This is a genomic window from Geodermatophilus africanus (assembly GCF_900107105.1).
GTDB classification, from domain to species: Bacteria; Actinomycetota; Actinomycetes; order Mycobacteriales; family Geodermatophilaceae; genus Geodermatophilus; species Geodermatophilus africanus.
Genome location: NZ_FNOT01000001.1, coordinates 176,534 through 192,213, shown reverse-complemented (window position 1 = coordinate 192,213; position 15,680 = coordinate 176,534). Strand labels below are relative to the sequence as shown.

Here is a 15,680-nt window from a genome sequence, read left to right as displayed (position 1 = left end):
AGAGTCGCCGCAGGAGGGGAGCCGAGATGGCATCGCAGGACGACACGCGCGAGGTGGCGGGGGCGGCCGGGCCGCTCGACCTGCTGCTGACCCAGGCCGCGCAGGGGACGCTGCGGCGGCTGTCCCCGGGGAGGCCCGGGCTGAAGTTCATCGGCGGGCTGGCCCGCCGCCCGGACAAGGTGGCCGGCCGCGCCCGCTCGCTGGCCGGTCAGCTGGCGCAGATCGCTATCGGCACCTGCGACGTGGCCCCGTCCAAGCGGGACCGGCGCTTCGCGGACCCGGCGTGGACGGAGAACCCGCTGCTGCGGCGGCTGGTCCAGGCCTACCTGGTCACCGGCGAGACCGCGCTGGGCCTGCTGCACGACGTGCCGCTGGAGTGGAAGGACGCCGAGCGGGTGCGCTTCGCCGGCACCAACCTCGTCGACGCGCTCGCACCCAGCAACAACCCGCTGATCAGCCCGGTGGCGTGGAAGGCCCTCATCGACACCGCCGGCGCCAACCTCGTGCGGGGGCCGCGGAACCTGGTGCGCGACCTGGCCAGCTCGCCGCGGGTGCCGACGATGGTCGACCCGGACGCCTACGAGGTGGGCTCGGACCTCGCCGTCACGCCCGGCTCGGTGGTGCTGCGCACGCCGGTCTTCGAGCTGATCCAGTACCGGCCGACGACGGAGACGGTCCGGTCGGTACCGGTGCTGATCGTGCCGCCGACGATCAACAAGTTCTACGTGCTCGACCTCGCGCCCGGACGCAGTCTGGTCGAGCACCTCGTCGGCCAGGGTCAGCAGGTCTTCATGGTGTCCTGGCGCAACCCCGACGCCCGCCACCGCGACTGGGGCTTCGACACGTACGCCACGGCCATCCTCGACGCGCTCGACGCGGTCGAGGAGATCAGCGGTCAGGACGCCACCCACCTGATGGGCACGTGCTCGGGCGGCATCCTGGCCAGCATGACCGCCGCCGTCCTGGCCGCGAAGGGGCGGCAGGACCGGCTGGCCAGCCTGAGCCTGCTGGTCACCGTGCTGGACCAGACGCGGGCCGGCCTGCTCGGCGCGACGATGGACCCGGACACCGCCGCGCAGGCCGTCGAGGCCTCGCGGCGCGCCGGCTACCTCGACGGCCGCAAGCTCGCCGAGGTGTTCGCCTGGCTGCGGCCCAACGACCTGATCTGGAACTACTGGGTCAACAACTACCTGCAGGGCAAGCGGCCGCCGAAGTTCGACATCCTGTCCTGGAACTCCGACACCACCCGGATGACCGCCCGGCTGCACGCCGACTTCGTCGACATGGCCGTGGGCAACAAGCTGACCCGGCCCGGCAGCGTGACCGTGCTCGGCACCGAGGTGGACCTCAGCCAGGTCACCGTCGACTCCTACGTGCTGGCCGGGTCCGCCGACCACATCTGCCCGTGGCAGTCGTGCTACCGCAGCAGCCAGCTGCTCGGCGGCAAGATGCGCTTCGTGCTCTCCACCAACGGGCACATCGCGGCGCTGGTCAACCCGCCGGGCAACCCGAAGTCCAGCTACCGGGTCACCGACGACAACTCGGCCGCGGTCGAGGAGTGGAGCGACACCGCCCGCACCGAGAAGGGTTCCTGGTGGCCGGACTACTCCGCGTGGCTCGGGGAGCGCTCCGGGCCGGACAAGCCGGCCCCCGAGCAGCTGGGCAGCGCCCGGTTCCGGGTCCGCGAGGACGCCCCGGGCAGCTACGTGCGGGACAAGTGACCCGCGGACCGGCACACCCGACGGGAGGCGACTGACGTGACGTTGGCAGAGGGCATCGGCAACCCACTCGCAGAGGGCATCGGTAACCCACTCGCAGAGGGCATCGGCAGGGCGCTCTCCACCGACTACTTCCAGCTGCGCGAGGAGCTCTCGCCCGAGCAGATGGACCACCTGCTGCGCACCCGCGCCTTCGTCGAGGACGAGGTGCTGCCGGTGATCAACGGCTACTGGGAGCGCGCCGAGTTCCCCCGGGAGCTGGCCGGGAAGCTCGGTGCGGCCGGCCTGGTGGGCGACGGCATCGAGGGCTACGGCTGCCCGCCGATGGACGCGCTCTCCGCCGGCCTGGTGCACATGGAGCTCAACCGCGGCGACGGCAGCCTGGGCACCTTCCTCGGTGTCCAGGCGGGGCTGGCGATGAAGTCGATCGCCATGCTCGGCTCGGAGGAGCAGAAGCAGCGGTGGCTGCCGCCGATGGCGCGCTGCGAGGAGCTGGGCGCCTTCGCGCTCACCGAGCCCGACCACGGGTCGGACTCCATCGCGCTGGAGACGACCGCCCGGAAGGACGGCGACTCCTATGTGCTCGACGGGTCGAAGAAGTGGATCGGCAACGGCACCATCGCCGACGTCGTCGTGGTGTGGGCCCGTGACACCGACGACGGGCAGGTCAAGGGCTTCCTCGTCGAGAAGGGGACGCCGGGCTACCGGGCGCGGCGGATCGAGGGCAAGGGGTCGCTGCGTGCGGTGTGGCAGGCCGAGATCGACCTCGAGGACGTGCGCGTCCCGGCCGAGAACCACCTGCCCGGCTCCCGGAGCTTCAAGGACACCGGCGCGGTGCTGGCCACCACCCGCGGCTCCTGCGCCTGGATGGCCCTCGGGCACGCCGTCGCCGGGTACGAGGCGGCGCTGACCTACGCCGGGCGCCGCAAGCAGTTCGGCAAGCCGCTGGTGGAGTTCCAGCTCATCCAGGAGCGGCTGGTCGGGATGCTCGCCAAGGTCACCTCGATGCAGCTGTACTGCCGGCGGCTGGCCGACCTGGCCCTGGCCGGCCGGGTCGAGCCGACGCTGGCCGGGCTGGCCAAGGCGCACAACACCAGCACCGCCCGCGCGGTGCTCGCCGAGGCCCGCGACCTGCTCGGCGGCAACGGGATCCTGCTGGACTTCCACGTCATCCGGCACATGGCCGACATCGAGTCCATCCACACCTTCGAGGGCACCGAGACCATCCAGACGCTCATCGTCGGCCGGGACATCACCGGCGCCTCGGCGTTCGTGTGACGCCGGCGCAGGTCCGCACCATCCAGGTGGGGGAGGTCCGGCTGCGGACGTCGGTCCGCGGCACCGGGCGGCCGCTGCTGCTCATCACCGGCCTGGGGGCCAGCCTGGAGCTGGCCGAGCCGTTCGAGCAGGAGCTGGCCGCCCGCGGCCGGCAGGTCATCAGCTTCGACGCGCCCGGCATCGGCGGCTCGACGCCCTACCGCAGCCCGCGCCGCATGCCCGGCGTGGTGCGCACGGTGACCGGCCTGCTCGACGCGCTCGGCCTCGACCAGGTCGACGTCTTCGGCATCTCGCTCGGCGGCGTGGTCGCCCAGCAGCTGGCCCGCCAGGCACCGGACCGGGTGCGCTGCCTGGTGCTCGCGGCCACCGCCCCCGGGCTGGGCGGCATGCCCGGGGCGCCGTCCGCGCTGCTGGCGCTGACGACCCCGCGCCGCTACCGCGACCCCGAGCACTACCTGCAGATCGCCGGGCGGATCTACGGCGGCATGGCGCGCACCGACCCGCGCCGGCTGCTGCACACGGTCATCGGCCGGGTGCGGCCCCCGTCGCTGGCCGGGTACGCCGGCCAGCTCTACGCGATCACCGGGTGGACCAGCCTGCCGTGGCTGCACGCCCTGCGGCAGCCGACGCTGGTCCTGGCCGGGGACGACGACCCGATCATCCCGCTGGTCAACGGTCGGATCCTGGCCTGGCGCATCCCCGACGCGAGGCTGCACGTCGTCCGCGGCGGGGGACACCTGTTCATCCTCGAGCGCCCGGCGGAGATCGCCGGCCTGATCACCGGGTTCCTCGACGGCGAGCCGGTCCCGACGGCCGTCAGAGCCGGCGCGTCCAGGCCGACAGACCGCCCGCGCGGCGGAACCCCAGTGCCTCGTTGACCGCGACCATCGGCCGGTTGGACTCCGCGTTGTAGGTGCTGATCCGCCGCACCTGCGGCAGCGTCGCGGCCAGCTCCCGCAGCACCGCGACCTTCACGCGGGCGCCGAGGCGGTGCCCGCGGTGCTCGCGCAGCACCAGCATGGCGCCCTGCTGCGCCCGCTCGGGCTGCTCCAGCGGTACGTGCAGCTCGGTGTGGGCGACCAGGCGGCCCTCCCGCACCGCGCCGCCGGTGAGCACCGTCCGGCCCCGGGCGACGTGCGCGGCCTCCTCCTCGCGCACCCGGGCGGCGTCCCAGTGCTCCTCCTCGACCGGCACGTCGCCGCTGGGGGCGTCGGTCGACATCCGGCGGCCGAGCAGGGCGCGGTCCTCGACCAGGTCGTCCGGCGTCCGGTCCCGCCAGGTGAGCACCGCGTAGTCCGGGCCGGCGGCGCGGGCCTCCTCCTCGAGGACCGCCAGCCGAGCCTCGTCCACCGGGAGGACCAGGTCGCGGCGGCTCTCCCGCAGGTCGCAGGTCCAGCCGTGGTGCAGGGCGAACGCACGGCCGGGGGTCTGCGGCACCGGCTCGTCGACGTCCGCGACCATCGCCGTCCGGCCGGCCGCCGCGGCGAGCCGGCCGGCCTCCGCCAGCAGGGCGCTGCCGACCCCCTGACGGCGGGCGGCCGGGTGCACCGCGAGGTCGACGTACGCGACGGTCGTGTTGTCGCGCACGGGCAGCAGCAGCCGGAGTGCGCCCACGACCCCGCCGTCGGCGACCGCGGCCCGGTGGGTGCCGGTCACCGAGCCGCCCGGCGTGGCCAGCCGGCGTCCGAGGGCGACGTGGTCGCGCGCCGGCCGCGGGGCCTCGTCCGGGCGGTCGGCGCGCTGGGTCGCCGCCCACACCTCGCACCAGGCGGGGAAGCGGGCGTCGTCCGGGCCGGTCTGCACGATCTGCACCTCCCCGTCCTACCGGGGGGCGCAACGCGATTCCGGTCGTCCCGGCCGGGCCGGACGTCGCCGCGACGTTCCCGCGGGAACGTCGCGATGAACCCGACGACCCCGGTGCCGCCGCGGCGCTAGCGTGCCCGGGTGGGCATCGAGATCGAGGCGGCCACGAGGGCCCGGTTCGACGACGTCGCGGTGATGCTCGGTCCCAGAAACCCGACCTCCAGCGTCTGCTGGTGCCTCAGCCACCGGCTCGACTCGAGGACCAACCGGGAACTCGTCGGACCGGCACGCCGCGAGTACGTCCGCGAACTGACCGGCCGCCCCATCGCCCCGGGAGTGCTCGCGTACGACGGAGGCGAGGTGGTCGGCTGGGCCGCGGTCGCGCCGCGGGCGCAGTTGCCCTTCGAGCGCTCCAGGAAGATTCCGCACGTCGACGACCTGCCCGTGTGGTCCGTGTGGTGCATCCGCGTGCGCCCGGGTCATCGCGGCAGGGGGATCGCGCACGCGCTCCTCCGCGGGGCGGTGGACTACGCCGCAGCCAACGGTGCCCCCGCCGTCGAGGGGTACCCGGCCGACAATGCGGGCCAGCGGGTCGACCCGACCATGGCCTTCGTCGGCACGCGCCACCTGTTCGAGCAGGCCGGGTTCACCAAGGCCGCGGACACCGACGCCGTCGCAGGCGGGTTCCCTCGGGTCCTGATGCGCCGCGCCCTCCCCTGAGCCCGTCGTCCGTCGGCCCACTCGACGGGGAGCTGAACCGTGGCCCCGAGCGTCCCGTCAGGGACACGGGTTCGCGTACTGGGGGCTCGCCTCGGTCCCGCACGGCTCGACAGACTCGCAGGGTGCAGGACGAGGCGTCGTCGACTGGATCGGAGGGCTCGGGCTGCTCCGGAAGGAGCCCCCGTGAGGCCGGTCGGTCAGTCGTCGCGCCCGACACCGCGGTCAGGTGCGGTCATGTCCCCCGTCCGGGGCGTGCCTTCGGCCAGGCCGTAGCGCAGGTACACGGTGCCCTTCGGACCGGCCACCGGCGGTTCGAGGAGTGTGACGTTCGTGGGCACCGCGCCACCGTCGAACACCTTCTTCCCGACGCCGAGCACGACCGGGTGCACCCAGAGGTCGAGACGGTCGAAGATCTTCTCGCGCAGGAGGGTCTGCACCAGGTCCAGGCTCCCGACGACCTTCACGTGCTCGTGCCGGTCCCGGATCTCGCGCACCGCGCCGGCCAGGTCCGGGCCGAGCTGCGTGGACCCGGCCCACGAGAGGTCCGGCCTGCCGCGGGAGGCCACGTACTTCGGGACGCGGTTGAACAGCGTGGCGATCTCGTCGTCCTCGCCACCCTCCTGGTACGGCCAGTAGGCGGCGAAGATGTCGTACGTCCGCCGGCCGAGCAGGAGGGCGTCCGTGCCCTCGTACGCGGCCGCGACCTGCGCCCCGGCCACCTCGTCCAGCAGAGGGGCCTGCCAGCCGCCGAACGGGAACCCCTCCGGGTCCTCGTCGGGGCCGCCGGGCGCCTGCCCGACGAGGTCGAGGGTCGCGAACAGCTCGATGTGGATGAGGCCCATGCCCTGCTCCCGATGGGTCGGTGGTCCCGTTCGGGAGGTAGACCTGGGAGCGCCGGCGGGCTCATCGCTGCGACGGCACCCAGCTCTCCTGGGACCTGAGGCGCCCGGTGGCAGCAGGTGTCGGTTCAGCGGAGACGCACGGGCAGGCGGGTCAGGCCACGCATCAGGATGCTCTGCCGCCAGGTCAGCTCGGCGGGGTCGACGGCGAGGGCCAGGTCGGGGAAGCGACCGAGCAGGGTGCGGAACGCGACCTCGCCCTCCAGGCGGGCCAGGGGCGCGCCGAGGCAGTGGTGGATGCCGTGCCCGAAGGCGAGGTGGCCGGCCTCGCGGTGCAGGTCCAGCTCGTCGGGGTCCGCGAATTGCGCGGGGTCGCGGTTCGCCGACGCCAGCGACACGAGCACCACCTCACCGGCGGGGATGGGAGCGCCGCCGATCTCGACCGGCGCGGTGGTGTGCCGGTACGTGGCCAGGTTGACCGGGCCGTCGAAGCGCAGGAACTCCTCGACCGCGGCCGGCACCAGGCCGGGGTCGGCGCGCAGCTCGGCCAGCCGGTCGGGACGGCGCAGCAGCGCCAGCACCCCGTTACCGATGAGGTTCACCGTCGTCTCGTGCCCGGCGACCAGCAGCAGGAAGGCCATCGACACGGTCTCGTCGGCCGACAGCCGGTCGGCGTCCTCGGAGGCGGCGACGATCCCCGACAGCACGTCGTCCGCCGGGTGCGCCCGCTTCTGCGCCACCAGGTCGGTCAGGTACACGGCCATCGACATGCCGGCGGCGGTGCGCTCGTCGACCGCGCCCTCGGAGGACAGCAGCGTGTTCGACCAGCGGCGGAACGACGTCCGCTCGGCGTCGGGCACGCCGAGCAGCTCGCAGATCACGCCCATCGGCAGCGGGAAGGCAAAGGCGTCGATCAGGTCCACCTCCGCGGGACCGGCGGCCATCCGGTCGGCGAGCCGGCCGGCGATCGCCTCGATGCGGGGCCGCAGGGCGGCGATGGCCCGCACCGTGAAGGCCCGGCTGACCAGCTTGCGCAGCCGGGTGTGGTCGGGCGGGTCGGTGCTCAGCAGGTGCCGGTTGAGCTCCTGGGCGAACACCGACTGGGCCTCCGGCGGCAGCGGCTTGCTCGCCAGCACCCGGGCGAAGCCCTCGGAGTCCTTGGCCAGCCGCGGGTCGGCCAGCGCCTCCCGGACGTCGTCGTACCGGGTGACCAGCCAGACCGGCATGCCGAGCGGGGTCACCGCCCGGGCGACCGGCTCCTCGACGCGGAGCCGGGCGTAGAGGGCGTGCGGGTCGGCGAAGAAGGCCGCGTCGAGCGGGACGACGGGGGCAGCGAGGTCCACGGCCCGAGGCTTCCGACGCCGCCGGGCAGGCACCAGGTACCTAGGTCCTGGGTCGCGCGACGACCCTCGACGCCCGCGTCGGCCCCCCACCACGGTCCCCGACCACCACCGGTGCCCCGCATGCCGACCGTGCCCGGCCGGCCCCACCCGTGGCGTGCCACGAGCAGGCGCCCGCGCGGCGGCAGCGTGGCCCTGACCAACGGGCACCCTCGAGGGGATCCCCGAGGTCAGCCCGCGTGCGCCGCGGCGCGCCGGGCGAACACCGGTGCGTGCTCGGGTCGCAGCCCCAGGCCGATCAGGTACGCCGGGACGACGGAGAGCTGCGGGACCCGGCGCACCAGCGCGAGCAGCGGCTTCGGCGGGCCGGCCCGCCGTCCCTCGACGAGCGGGCCGACGAAGCCGCGGTGCAGTGCCCGCTGCAGGGTCTGCACGGCCACGGTCGGCAGGATCCGGCGGGCCCGCACGGCGGCCAGGTCGGCGGGGCCCACGGTCCCGTTCCGCAGCGGCTCGGCGAGCAGCGTCGCGGCGGCCACGGCGTCCTGGACGGCGAGGTTGATGCCGACGCCGCCGACCGGCGACATCGCGTGCGCGGCGTCCCCGATGCACAGCAGCCCGTCGACGTGCCACCGCACCAGCCGGTCGACCCGCACGTCGAGGTGCTTGACGTCGTCCATCGAGCGCAGCGCGTCCACCCGGTCGCGGAACTCCGGGATGAGTTCGGCGACGTCCGCGCGGAACGCCTCGATGCCGCGGGCCCGCAGCTGCGGGTCGGTGCCCTTGCGGCCGATGTAGGCGACCTGGAGGAACGTCTCCCGCGGGATGACCACGGCGAACCGGCCGGGGGCCGCGTGCGGGGCCAGGGCGGCCGGGTGGTCGCTGGGCAGCCGGGGGACCCGGAACCACCAGGCGTCGATGGGGACGGGGAACTCGCGCGGCCGCAGCCCCGCCTGCCGCCGCGCGAGCGACTGCCGGCCGTCGCAGGCCACGGTCAGGTCGGCGCGGATCTCGCCGGTGGCGCCGTCCGCCGTCCGGTAGCGCACGCCGACGACCCGGTCGCCCTCGCGCAGGAGGTCGGTCATCTCGGTCGACATCCGCAGCGTGAAGGTCGGCTCCCGGCGGCCGGCATCGGCGAGCAGGTCCAGCAGGTCCCACTGCGGCGTCATCGCGATGTAGGGGTAGGGGACCCGCAGCCGGCGGAAGTCCCCGAGGGTCACGGTGTCCCCGTCGGCCGTGGGGATGACGACCCGCTCGACCTTCGTGTGCGGCAGCCGGGCGAAGTCCTCGGCGAGGCCCAGCTCGTCGAGCAGCTGCAGCGTCGAGGGGTGCACGGTGTCGCCGCGGAAGTCACGCAGGAAGTCGGGGTGCTTCTCCAGCACGGTGACCTCGACGCCGGCCCGGGCCAGCAGCAGACCCAGCACCATGCCGGCGGGACCCCCGCCCACCACCAGGCACGTCGTGCGCTCGCCCATCGCCGGCCTCCCTCGCAGGTGCCCCCGTGCCGGCGCCAGTCTCCCGCGGCGACGGCCGCGGCACCACGGGTCGGCGCGCGCCGACCCGTGGTGCCGCGGGTGGGTCAGGGCTTGACGGCGAGCACCGGGCGGTCGGCGTCGAGCAGGATCCGCTGGGCGGTGCTGCCCATGAGCAGCTTGCCGACGGGGGAGCGCTTGCGCAGCCCGATCACGATGACCGAGGCGTCGACCGCGCCGGCGACCCGCACCACCTCGTCGGCCACGTCGCCGGCGTGCGCCTCCTGGTGCACCTCGACGTCGACACCGGCGGCCGACGCCCGGGCCACCAGCGCGCGCACCGCGTCCTCGTCGGCCATGGCCGCGCTGACCGGGGCGCCCTCGCGCGGGGTGTTGAGCAGCACCAGCCGCCCGCCGCGGCGGCCGGCCTCCTCGACGGCCGCGACGAACGCGGCGTCCCCCTCGGGGGTCGGGACGTAGGCGACGAGGACGGTCACACGAGCTCCTTGGTGTTGCGCCGGTCGGTGCTCCACCGGCGGGCGAGGGCGGCCCGGATCACCGGGAGCAGCACCACGACGAGGAACAGGACGAGCAGCGTCCCGGAGATGGGACGGGTGAGGAAGCCGGTCGGGTCGCCGTCGAACAGCAGCAGCGAGCGGCGCAGCGAGTCCTCGAGCAGCGAGCCCGGGACGAAGGCGAGCACCAGCGGGCCCGGGTCGAAGCCCAGCTTCTTCATCAGGTAGCCCACCGCCCCAAAGACGACGACCAGCCCGATGTCGGAGACGTCGTAGTTGACCGTGTGGACGCCGATCAGCGAGATGAGCACGGTGATGGGCGCGAGGATCGTGGCCCGCACCCGCAGGGTCTTCACGAACAACCCGACCAGCGGGATGCTCATGATCAGCAACAGGATGTTGCCGATGTGCATGGAGTTGACCACGCCGATCGCCGCGTGAACGGGGTGGTGGGGGGCCTCGCCGCCCTCACCGCGGTCATCGCCGTCGGCTGGCTGGTCGCCCGCACCGGCACCTGGGGTCGGGACGCCGCGGCGGTGCTGTCGCGGCTGTCCTACGTCGTGGCGACCCCGGCGCTGCTGCTGCTCACCCTCGCCGACGCCGACCCCGGCGTGCTGCTGTCGCCCGCGCTGGTGGCCACCGCCGGCAGCGCGGTGCTGGCCGCGCTGCTCTTCGCCGGGCTGGCGCGGTGGCGCTGGCGGCTGCGCCCCACCGAGCTGACCGCCGGTGGGCTGGCGTCCTCGTACGTCAACGCGGGCAACCTCGGTGTCCCGATCTCGGTGTACGTGCTGGACGACGCCTCGTTCGTCGCACCGTGCTGCTGTTCCAGGTGCTGGTCATGGCCCCGGTCGGGCGGGCGGTGCTGTCCGGGTCGCAGGCGCAGGGACGGTCTCGCTGGCGGGTGCTGACCCGGCCGCTGGCCACGCCCGTCGTCGTCGGGTGTGCTCTGGGGGTCCTGGTCGCCGCGACCGGGGTGGAGCTGCCGGCGCTGGTGCTGCAGCCGGTCGAGCTCACCGCCGGGCTGGCCGTGCCCGCGGCCCTGCTCGCCTACGGGATGAGCCTGCACGGCGCGCCGCGGCCGGCGTCCGGCGAGGGCGCCGGGCCGGTGTGGCTGGCTGTGGCGCTCAAGACGGTGGGGCAACCGGCGCTGGCCTACGCCCTGGGCCGCTGGGTCGCCGGCCTCGACGGGGGCGCTGCTGGCGGGCGCGGTCACCTCCGCGCTGCCGACCGCGCAGAACGTGTTCGGCTACGCCGCCACCCACGACCGCGGCACGCTGCTCGCCCGGGACGTCATCCTGCTGAGCACCGTGCTGTCGGTCCCGGTGCTCGTCGCGGTGGCGGTGGTGCTCGGGTGAGGGACCAGGGGACGTTGAGGAGGAGCCGATGACCGAGCCGACCGGGACGGGACAACCGTCCGCGACCGCAGCAGCCGACGCCGAGCGGCACCGGCTGTCGATGACGATCCTGATGACGCCGGACATGTCCAACTTCGCCGGCAACGTGCACGGCGGCATCCTGCTCAAGTACCTCGACCAGGTCGCCTACACCTGCGCCACCCGCTGGGCCCGCAGCTACGCGGTCACCCTCTCGGTGGACCAGGTCGTCTTCCGCGAGCCGATCCACGTCGGCGAGCTGGTGACCTTCGACGCGAGCGTCAACCGCACCGGCCGCACGTCGATGGAGGTCGGCGTGCGGGTCACCACGCAGGACCTCGTCTCCCAGACGGTCCGGCACACCAACAGCAGCTACTTCACGATGGTGGCCATCGGCGCCGACGGCCGACCGGTGCCGGTCCCGCCCTGGCACCCGCGGACGGCCGAGCAGCGACGCCGGCACGCCGCCGCCGAGCGCCGCAGCCGGCTGCGGCGGGAGATCGACCGCGCCACCACGGAGATCCGGCAGACCCCGCCCGACGGGAGTCCGGCGCAGTGACCGCGGCCGCGGAGGGGACGCCGTCCTCGTGGGCGGCGGCGTGCGGGCCCGGGAGGTGACCCGGTGACCGCGGACCTCGCCGCCCGGCTCCGCGCCGTTGTCGGCCCCGCCGGGCTGGTCGACGACCCGGCGGGCTTCCTCACCGACTGGCGCGGCGCGTACTCGGGGACGGCGGCGGCCGTCGTCCGCCCCGGCAGCACCGCGGAGGTTCGTGGCCTACGGCCACGTCGGCGACGGCAACCTGCACGACAACCTGAGCGAGCCCGAGCCGAGGGACGACGGGGCCTTCCGCGCGCGGGCCGCCGCGCTGAGCCGGGTCGTGCACGACTCCGCGGCCGCCTTCGACGGCAGCATCAGCGCCGAGCACGGGCGCGGGCGGTCCCAGCGCGACGTCATCGCCGACTACAAGAGCCCGCTGGAGCTGGAGCTGATGCGCGGGGTCAAGCAGTTGCTCGACCCGGCCGGGCTGATGAACCCCGGCAAGGTGCTCCCCGGTTGACGCGGCCTCCCTGCAGGGGCCCGCCGCGAGCTCGCGAGTGGTGGGGGGCAGGGAGGTCCTTACTCAGGCGCTGAGGTGGGTGCGCTGCTGCAGGCGCAGCCGGCGCCGCTCGCGCTCGGACAGGCCGCCCCAGATGCCGAAGCGCTCGTCGTTGGCCAGCGCGAACTCCAGGCACTCGGCCCGCACGGTGCAGCCGCTGCACACCCGCTTGGCGTCGCGGGTCGAGCCGCCCTTTTCGGGGAAGAACGCCTCCGGGTCGGTCTCGGCGCACAGCGCCTCGAGCCGCCACGACGCGTCGCCCGCGGGAGACAGGTCCGTCCACGGGGAGGGGACCGGGACGGGGGCCGGGACGGGGGCCGGGACGTCGCCCCAGCCGGGGACGAGCGACAGGTGCGGGCGAGAGTGCGTGGACACGGAGGGCTCCTCGGGGAAGGGGGAGGCGGTCGGGTGACGGACCGGTACGGCCTCGTTGCTTTCTGTGACGTTACGGAACCGGGCCTCCAGGCGCACTGGCAGAAGTCAGCCGAAACCGGCCGCCGGTTCTGGCGGCATCTGTCGGTGCCCTCGCCGCCCGGCGCGTCGTCCCCCCGCACCAGTGCCGGTCGTCCCTTGTGGCCGCCCGGCGGCGGCAGGACCATCGCGTCCTCGGGCCCCTGCGGGACGACCGTCGCCGCGGGCGGCACCCCGGGAGGGAGGCTCCCGTGCGACGCGCGGTCTCCGGCCTGCTCGGCTGGTTCGTGCTCTTCGGCCTGGGCGTCGGCGGGTGGCAGGCGCTGGCACCGGCGTCCTTCTACGCGGACTTCCCGGGAGCGGGCCGGCACTGGGTGAGCGTCGACGGCCCGTACAACGAGCACCTGCTCCGGGACGTGGGGCAGGGCAACCTCGCCCTCGGGGTGATGGCGCTGGTCGCGCTGCTGACCGGCGGGGTCTGGCTCGCCCGCGCGACCGGGCTGGCCGCCCTCGTGGCCTCCCTCCCGCACCAGCTCTACCACCAGCTGACCCTGCACCTGCTCGAGTCGACCGCCGACGAGGTCCTGCAGACGCTGACGCTCAGCCTGGTGTCGGTCGCCGCGGTCCTGCTGACCGTGCTGGCGTTCCGGCTGCCGGCCGACGGCGGCGCCCGCCCCGCACCCGGGACGGCCGGGTCCGTCGCCGGGACCCAGGACCCCACGACGGCCGGACCGGGGGCGCGGCCGCCGAGCCCGAGGGGGGTGAGCACGCATGACGACCACCCGACCGACGTTCGATGACCTCATCGCGTGGCTGGAGGCCGACCGGCAGCAGGGGCAGGTCCACTTCGACGAGCACCAGCAGTGCTGGCACGTGCTCGGCCACCCGGAGGCGAGCGCGGTCCTCTCCGATCCGGTCGTGTTCTCCTCCGACCTCAGCGCGCTGCAGCCCGACCAGGACGACCTCGCGCTGTTCCAGCGCGGCAACATCCTCCGGATGGACCCGCCGCGGCACCGGACGCTGCGCTCGCTGGTCGCCCAGGCCTTCACGCCGCGCGTCGTGGCCGACCTCGAGCCGCGGATCGCCGAGCTCACCACCGGACTGCTGGACGGGGTGGGGGAGCGGTTCGACCTGGTCGACGCGCTGGCGCACCCGCTGCCGGTCATCGTGATCGCCGACCTGGTCGGCGTCCCGGCGGTCGACCGGCCGCTGTTCCGGCGCTGGGCCGACGTCCTCCTCGGCCAGGACGTCGACCCCGACGAGACCCTGCGGGCGGCCGGCGAGCGGGCGGTCGACGCCGTCGCGCCCGTCGTCCGGGTCATGAACGAGTACCTGCTCGCCCACATCCGGTCTCGCAGCCGCCACCCCGGCGACGACCTGACCAGCCGGCTGGTCCGGGCCGAGGTGGACGGCGAGCGGCTGGCCTACGAGGAGATCGTCGGCTTCGTCGGGCTGCTGTTGATGGCCGGCCACGTCACGACCACCGCGACCCTGGGCAACGCCGTCCTGGCCCTCGACGACGCACCCGACGCCACGGCCGCCGTCCGCGCCGACCCCGACCTGCTCCCGGCCGCGGTCGAGGAGGTGCTGCGACTGCGGACGCCGTTCCCGCGGCTGGCCCGGATCACCACGGCCGACGCCGCGGTGGCCGGCGTGCGCATCCCGGCCGGGCAGGTCGTGCTGCCCTGGCTGGCGGCGGCCAACCGGGACGGCCGGGTGTTCGCCGAGCCGCACCGGTTCGACCTGCACCGCCGCCCCAACCCGCACCTGGGCTTCGGGCACGGCGTGCACTTCTGCCTCGGGGCGCCGCTGGCGCGGCTGGAGGCGCGGGTCGCGCTGCGCACCCTCCTCGAGCGGTACCGCGACATCGCGGTCGCCGCCGACGAGCCGGTCGAGTACCGCGACCCGTGGACCATGGTCGCCGCCTCGCGGCTGCCGCTGGTGGTCCGCCCCGCCTGACGCGGCCCGGTCAGGCGCGGGCCGCGCTGCCGGCCGGAGCCCGCCGGGCGGCGAGCACGCCGGCGCGGCCGAGCAGCCCGGCGAGCGCCCGGCCGTCGCCGGCCCGGACGACGGGGACGGCGCCGACCCGCTCCTCGGCCTCCGGCGGCTGCGTGCCGAGCGGGGCGACGGTGCGCAGCGCGATCGCGGCGACCCGGTCCGGGTGCGACCGGGCGAAGTCGCGGTAGATCGCCGGGTCGTGCTCCCCGTCGTCCCCGACCAGGACCCACCGCACGCCGGGCAGGTCGGCGGCCAGCCGCTCCAGCGCCCCCCGCTTGTGCGCCCGGCCGCTGCGGAACCAGGCGCGCGGGCTGATGCCCCAGTCGGTGAGCAGCAGGGCGCCGGCGGGGAAGCCGTGCCGCTCGAGGAAGTGCGTGATCGGGCCGGCGAGGTTCCACGGCCCGTTGCTCACGTAGACGACCGGCGCGTGCGGCCGCTCCTCGGCAAGCCGGGTCAGCAGCGCGGCCATGCCGGCCACCGGACGGCGGGTCGAGCCGTTGCCCGCGAAGGTGCGCCAGGCGGCGCGGAGCGGGTGCCGGATGCCGGTGATCCACACGGTGTCGTCGATGTCGCAGACCACCCCGGCGGTCGCGTCGGGGGCGGCCACGTGCAGCGGTGCGGGCGTCGGCGGGCGGCCCTCCGGGTGCAGCAGCGCCACCGTCCGCCCGGGCGGCAGCAGCGCGGGGACGACGACGTCGACCAGGCCGGCCTCGTCGGCCCGCGCCCGCACCCGGACGCCGCCGACGGTCACGTCGATCTCGCCGTGCGGCTGCTCCAGGGTCAGCAGCCGCCGGAAGCCGGGGACGTCCGACCGGGCGCCGGGGTCGGTGCCGGCCGGCGCCAGCAGCAACCGCCCGCGCACCCGCGCCCGGCTCCCCGCGGCGTAGCCGGGGTAGCCCAGCGCGGCGGTCGTCCAGCCGCGGGCCCGGGCGCGCTCCGAGAGCACCCGGAGGAGACGGGTCTTCGTGCGGTAGGCGAGCGCGAGCACCCGCAGCGACCAGCTCGCGGGAGCGGCGGACGGGTCGGGCACGGACACCTCCGATCGGGCCTGCGCCGACCGTACTGACCCGGCCGCCGGGCCGCAGTCCGGCGCCGCGGGGACGCCCCCGCGCGTCGGTG

The 15,680-nt window shown here is 75.1% G+C and carries 17 protein-coding genes; 9 read left to right on the top strand and 8 right to left on the bottom strand.

Annotation, left to right across the window (positions count from 1 at the left end; genetic code table 11):
* Positions 1 to 26 precede the first annotated feature (26 nt).
* The 3 genes from BLW63_RS00830 to BLW63_RS00820 are packed head-to-tail and all read left to right on the top strand — an operon-like array spanning position 27 to position 3,874.
* Entirely contained in the window at positions 27 to 1,721 is a 1,695-nt protein-coding gene (locus tag BLW63_RS00830; protein WP_091150475.1) for a PHA/PHB synthase family protein, read from the top strand.
* Between the two features lie 36 nt (positions 1,722 to 1,757).
* Positions 1,758 to 2,996, top strand: a complete 1,239-nt coding sequence (locus BLW63_RS00825) for an acyl-CoA dehydrogenase family protein (RefSeq protein ID WP_244522268.1) — start codon at positions 1,758 to 1,760, stop codon at positions 2,994 to 2,996.
* Positions 2,993 to 3,874: an alpha/beta fold hydrolase gene (locus tag BLW63_RS00820; protein WP_091150472.1), complete on the top strand. Its 882-nt coding sequence runs from the start codon at positions 2,993 to 2,995 to the stop codon at positions 3,872 to 3,874. The genes BLW63_RS00825 and BLW63_RS00820 overlap by 4 nt, the downstream gene beginning before the upstream one ends.
* On the opposite strand, the gene BLW63_RS00815 is transcribed toward BLW63_RS00820, so the two are convergent.
* On the bottom strand, positions 3,813 to 4,808 hold the full coding sequence (locus tag BLW63_RS00815; protein ID WP_091150470.1) for a GNAT family N-acetyltransferase: 996 nt from the start codon (positions 4,806 to 4,808) through the stop codon (positions 3,813 to 3,815). The two genes, BLW63_RS00820 and BLW63_RS00815, sit on opposite strands and share 62 nt — an antisense overlap.
* A gap of 132 nt (positions 4,809 to 4,940) precedes the next feature.
* On the opposite strand from BLW63_RS00815, the gene BLW63_RS00810 reads away from it, so the two are divergent.
* Positions 4,941 to 5,519, top strand: a complete 579-nt coding sequence (locus BLW63_RS00810; RefSeq protein ID WP_170856574.1) for a GNAT family N-acetyltransferase — start codon at positions 4,941 to 4,943, stop codon at positions 5,517 to 5,519.
* Between the two features lie 197 nt (positions 5,520 to 5,716).
* Here BLW63_RS00810 and BLW63_RS00805 read toward each other — a convergent pair whose 3' ends face one another.
* From BLW63_RS00805 to BLW63_RS00785, 5 genes are all read right to left on the bottom strand, one after another.
* Entirely contained in the window at positions 5,717 to 6,361 is a 645-nt protein-coding gene (locus BLW63_RS00805; RefSeq protein ID WP_091150468.1) for a dihydrofolate reductase family protein, read from the bottom strand.
* Positions 6,362 to 6,486: 125 nt separating this feature from the next.
* Positions 6,487 to 7,701, bottom strand: a complete 1,215-nt coding sequence (locus BLW63_RS00800; RefSeq protein ID WP_091150466.1) for a cytochrome P450 family protein — start codon at positions 7,699 to 7,701, stop codon at positions 6,487 to 6,489.
* 227 nt (positions 7,702 to 7,928) lie between these two features.
* Positions 7,929 to 9,170 (bottom strand): FAD-dependent oxidoreductase, encoded by a 1,242-nt coding sequence (locus tag BLW63_RS00795; protein WP_091150464.1) that lies wholly within the window; start codon positions 9,168 to 9,170, stop codon positions 7,929 to 7,931.
* 104 nt (positions 9,171 to 9,274) lie between these two features.
* The gene (locus tag BLW63_RS00790; protein WP_091150462.1) at positions 9,275 to 9,664 is read right to left on the bottom strand and encodes a universal stress protein; all 390 of its coding nucleotides are present in this window, start codon (positions 9,662 to 9,664) and stop codon (positions 9,275 to 9,277) included.
* A complete protein-coding gene (locus tag BLW63_RS00785; protein ID WP_244522267.1) occupies positions 9,661 to 10,107 on the bottom strand; it encodes a tripartite tricarboxylate transporter permease in 447 nt (148 codons plus the stop codon). The genes BLW63_RS00790 and BLW63_RS00785 overlap by 4 nt, the downstream gene beginning before the upstream one ends.
* A gap of 12 nt (positions 10,108 to 10,119) precedes the next feature.
* On the opposite strand from BLW63_RS00785, the gene BLW63_RS27685 reads away from it, so the two are divergent.
* The 3 genes from BLW63_RS27685 (at position 10,120) to BLW63_RS00770 (ending at position 12,113) form a co-directional block, all read left to right on the top strand.
* Entirely contained in the window at positions 10,120 to 10,590 is a 471-nt protein-coding gene (locus BLW63_RS27685; protein WP_244522266.1) for an AEC family transporter, read from the top strand.
* A 475-nt stretch (positions 10,591 to 11,065) separates the two neighbouring features.
* Positions 11,066 to 11,614 (top strand): acyl-CoA thioesterase, encoded by a 549-nt coding sequence (locus tag BLW63_RS00775; RefSeq protein WP_091150459.1) that lies wholly within the window; start codon positions 11,066 to 11,068, stop codon positions 11,612 to 11,614.
* A 211-nt stretch (positions 11,615 to 11,825) separates the two neighbouring features.
* Positions 11,826 to 12,113: an FAD-binding oxidoreductase gene (locus BLW63_RS00770; RefSeq protein ID WP_244522265.1), complete on the top strand. Its 288-nt coding sequence runs from the start codon at positions 11,826 to 11,828 to the stop codon at positions 12,111 to 12,113.
* A gap of 63 nt (positions 12,114 to 12,176) precedes the next feature.
* On the opposite strand, the gene BLW63_RS00765 is transcribed toward BLW63_RS00770, so the two are convergent.
* Positions 12,177 to 12,527 (bottom strand): WhiB family transcriptional regulator, encoded by a 351-nt coding sequence (locus BLW63_RS00765; protein WP_091150455.1) that lies wholly within the window; start codon positions 12,525 to 12,527, stop codon positions 12,177 to 12,179.
* 287 nt (positions 12,528 to 12,814) lie between these two features.
* On the opposite strand from BLW63_RS00765, the gene BLW63_RS00760 reads away from it, so the two are divergent.
* Together BLW63_RS00760 and BLW63_RS00755 are read left to right on the top strand one after the other, a co-directional pair.
* Positions 12,815 to 13,363, top strand: coding sequence for a hypothetical protein (locus BLW63_RS00760; protein ID WP_091150453.1), 549 nt, complete (start codon positions 12,815 to 12,817; stop codon positions 13,361 to 13,363).
* Positions 13,335 to 14,522: a cytochrome P450 gene (locus BLW63_RS00755; RefSeq protein WP_091150451.1), complete on the top strand. Its 1,188-nt coding sequence runs from the start codon at positions 13,335 to 13,337 to the stop codon at positions 14,520 to 14,522. The genes BLW63_RS00760 and BLW63_RS00755 overlap by 29 nt, the downstream gene beginning before the upstream one ends.
* 10 nt (positions 14,523 to 14,532) lie before the next feature.
* On the opposite strand, the gene BLW63_RS00750 is transcribed toward BLW63_RS00755, so the two are convergent.
* A complete protein-coding gene (locus tag BLW63_RS00750; protein WP_091150449.1) occupies positions 14,533 to 15,591 on the bottom strand; it encodes an App1 family protein phosphatidate phosphatase in 1,059 nt (352 codons plus the stop codon).
* Between the last annotated feature and the right edge of the window lie 89 nt (positions 15,592 to 15,680).